This window comes from Pseudomonas sp. RA_35y_Pfl2_P32 (genome assembly GCF_963970735.1).
Taxonomy (GTDB): domain Bacteria; phylum Pseudomonadota; class Gammaproteobacteria; order Pseudomonadales; family Pseudomonadaceae; genus Aquipseudomonas.
Genome location: NZ_CAXAQF010000343.1, coordinates 1 through 447 on the forward strand (window position 1 = coordinate 1; position 447 = coordinate 447).

General features: G+C 67.8%; 1 pseudogene. It reads right to left on the reverse strand.

The window, feature by feature from the left end:
- Window positions 1-447, reverse strand: a pseudogene (locus AACY45_RS28615) (single-stranded-DNA-specific exonuclease RecJ); the annotation flags it as partial.

Genomic DNA, 447 nt, shown 5'->3' on the forward strand with positions numbered 1-447 from the left:
TGTGCGGCGAGCATTTCGGCGGCTTCCTGCACGATCCCCTCGATCGCCCGGCGTTCCTCGTTGAGCCGGTCGAGCTCGGTTGCGATTCGTTCGGCTTCGCCCGGGTCGCGCGTTGTCAGCAAGCGGACACCGAGATCGGACTTGCCGACGCGCCCACCGGCATTGATGCGGGGGCCGAGCGCGAAGCCGAGATCGGTGCTGGTCGGCGCGCGAGTCAGCCGCGAGGCGGTGAGCAGCGCGTCGATCCCGATATTGCCGCGCTTGGCCATCACCTTGAGCCCCTGCGCGACGAAGGCGCGGTTGAGGCCCTTGAGCGAGGCGACATCGGCCACGGTGCCGAGCGCCACCAGATCGAGCAAATCGAGCAATTTCGGTTCGGGACGATCGGCGAAGAATCCGCGCGTGCGCAGTGCACGAATCAGCGCGGCCCCGAGCAGAAAGGCGACG